Here is a 2,929-nt window from a genome sequence, read left to right as displayed (position 1 = left end):
GGCACCTCCGGGCAGAAGGCGGCCATGAACGGTGTCATCAATCTGAGTGTCCTGGATGGCTGGTGGGCTGAAGGCTATGACGGCGACAATGGCTGGGCCATCGCGCCCCATGACCGGGAGTTGTCGGCCGAGCAACGGGATCGGGTGGAAGCGGAGGATCTGCTGGATCTGCTCGAAGGGCAGGTGATCCCCGAGTATTACCGAATTGGCCCTGGCGCCTATTCCCCGGACTGGGTAGCCCGCTCCAAGCGTTCCATGATCAGTGTGCTGCCTCACTTCAATGCCGAAGGCATGGTGCGTGATTATGCCCAGCGTCTTTATGCGCCGGCAGCCCGTCACGGTGAGCGTCTGACGGCGGATGGTGCGCTTGAGGCGGAGCGTCTTGCGGCCTGGAAGGCCAGGGTTGCTCAGTGCTGGGAAGGGGTCGAAGTTCAGTGGCGGCGGCTACCTCCGACATCCATCCTGACCGGTGAGCGATTGAGATTGGAGGTCCTGGTCTGGCTCAACGGTCTGGAGTCCGGAGATGTCGTGTTGGAATGCCTGCTCAATGGTTGTGACGGCGAGGGGGATGCGTCCGAATGCCTGGTTCCGCTTCCTCACCAATCGCCTGCTGCGCTACTCGATGAGAGATCGACGCTGGTGCATACTTTTTTATCCACCAAGGATGAGGAAGAGGAGGCACAGGTATTTCGACTGGAGCTGGAGTCACCGGACAACGGTATCTATCAGCTGCATGTTCGACTCTACCCCTGGCACGAGTTGCTCAGCCATCCCTTCGAAATGGGGAAGATGCTGTGGTTATTCGAGACGGAACCAATTGAGGATTGAGAGTCGGGCCGTCCCGGCCGCTGGAGACCACCCGCTCCCTAAGACAGGCGGCCAGCGCCGGCAGCGACTCCTTTCCGCTCATGCGCCAGGACCAATTGCCCGCCGCGGTCCCCGGGGTGTTCATTCGTGCCTCGCTCCCGAGGCCAAGCAGATCCTGGAGCGGGATCACGCTTAATTGGCCCAGGGATTCCAGACAGCCATTCACCAGTCGCCAGTGCATGGGCTGTTCCGTGTCCAGGGCCTGTTCAGAAAGGGCGGCTAATACCCCTTCGCGTTGTTCCTCTTCAAGGCCGGACCACCAGCCCATGAGTGTGTTGTTGTCGTGGGTTCCCGTGTAGACCACGCAATGACTGTCGTGGTTGTCCGGATGATGGGGGTTGCCCTCCTTGCCATCGAAGCCGAACTGCCAGATGCGCATGCCCGGCAGGGCGAATTGATCGCGAAGCTGTTCCACTGCGGGCGTGATATGGCCAAGATCCTCGGCCACCAGCGGGAAATCGCCCAGAACCCGGTGAACCTGCTGCAGGAGTGCTTCGCCCGGCACTGGCGTCCACTCGCCGTCGGCCGGGTCACTGTCAATCGGATGCGACCAGCAGGATTCAAGGCCTCGAAAATGGTCCAGGCGCAGGATGTCGAACAGCTCCAGTTGATTCATCAGGCGTTCAAGCCACCATTTGAATCCATCTTCCTGCAGGCGGGCCCAATCATAGACGGGCGTGCCCCAGCTTTGCCCGGCCTCGCTGAAGGCATCCGGGGGCACTCCGGCAATACGGCGCGGATGGCCGTCTGCATCCAGATCAAAGTAGTGCTGATATTGCCAGGTGTCCGCACTGTCGGCGGAGGGGTAGAAGGGGAGATCGCCATACAGGGCGATACCACGGCGGTTGGCGGCGGTCTTGAGTCGCCGCCATTGCTGATGGAAGAGGAACTGCCGCAAGGCCTCCCGGTCCATGGTCGCCTCAATGTACTCGTCCAGTGGCAGCACCGGGTCTAGTTCATAGTAGCGAAAGCAGGCCGGCCAGTACGGCCAGGCCGCACCGTCGAACTGCGTCCGCAGGGCATGGAACTGGCACCAGGGGCGAAGCCAGCTGCGGTGGTGGTGGCGAAAGGCCTCGAAGGCATTGGACATGGCTCGGTTCTCCCGCTGCCTGATGCGTTGCATGGCAGCCTGAATGAGATCCGGGCCGGCCGTCCCGGACGGTGCTGAGGGCAGATCGAAATCCTTGGCCACCAGTTCGGCATCGATCAGGGCGGTATTGCCGGCGAACAGGGAAAGGGGCTGATAGGGCGAGGCGCTTTCATTGACCGGCAGCAGGGGCAGGGTCTGCCAAACGCTCACGCCAGCCTCGGCAAGAAAATCGATGAAGGCAAAGGCCGCTTTGCCCAGGGTGCCCACGGGGCCGGGGCCGGGCAGGGAAGTGGGGTGGAGCAGGATCCCGGCTCGACGGCGGCCGAATACGAAGTCGCGACGCATGATTACCGGGCGGGGCGCATGGTCCCGCCGCCCTCCGGTTGACCACCGCCCCGGGAGAAGGGCTGTTCCAGATACTCCGGCGGCGCCTGGCCCATCTGGCGGTAGAGGTCGGCCAGATGCCGGCGGTACAGGCGTTCGAAGCGGGCCACGACGGCTTCGGGATTGTAGTCACCAGGCCACCAGAACCAGTCGGAACCCTCGCAGGCGGCCAGTTGCCGACCGGTTTGCTCGCGCAGGGTATCGGGCAGTCGGTCCCACTGCTGCTTGGCGGCCACCAGCATTTCCCAGGCCCGGTTCTTGTCCTCGTCGCCCATCCAGGTATCCAGGTTGCCATGCACCCAGCTGCCTGCCCGCAGTCGCTTCAGCCTTCGAATGGGCACAGCGGGGTCTCGCAGGCAGCGGGAGAAGGTAGTCAGTTCGATGCGGGGATGGGCCACCAGTTTGCGATACAGGCTGCCGATGAAATGATAGCCATTGTCCGGGTAATGCTCCCAGGCGTTCTCGCCATCCAGGATCACTGAAACCACTCGACCCGGTTCCGCATTTTCCGACGCAATGGTTTCCAGGTGATGGATGAAATTGGCGACGGCGTCGTCGGCATGCCAGTCCTTGTAGGTGAAGCCGATG

General features: G+C 62.4%; 1 protein-coding gene and 2 pseudogenes. 1 reads left to right on the top strand and 2 read right to left on the bottom strand.

Features of this window, described 5'->3' with window-relative positions; translation table 11 throughout:
• A pseudogene (locus ACJWXQ_RS07090) lies at positions 1-828 on the top strand (DUF3417 domain-containing protein); the annotation flags it as partial.
• Here ACJWXQ_RS07090 and malQ read toward each other — a convergent pair.
• Together malQ and ACJWXQ_RS07080 are read right to left on the bottom strand one after the other, a co-directional pair.
• Complete coding sequence (gene malQ / locus ACJWXQ_RS07085) at positions 764-2,302, bottom strand: 4-alpha-glucanotransferase (RefSeq protein ID WP_306727530.1); 1,539 nt, start codon at positions 2,300-2,302, stop codon at positions 764-766. The pseudogene ACJWXQ_RS07090 and the gene malQ overlap by 65 nt on opposite strands.
• 2 nt (positions 2,303-2,304) lie before the next feature.
• Positions 2,305-2,929: pseudogene (locus tag ACJWXQ_RS07080) on the bottom strand (glycoside hydrolase); the annotation flags it as partial.

The organism is Natronospira sp. (genome assembly GCF_007134575.1).
Lineage (GTDB): Bacteria > Pseudomonadota > Gammaproteobacteria > Natronospirales > Natronospiraceae > Natronospira > Natronospira elongata.
The sequence above is the reverse complement of the archived record's forward strand: the minus strand, read 5'-3'. Positions and strand labels throughout refer to the sequence as shown.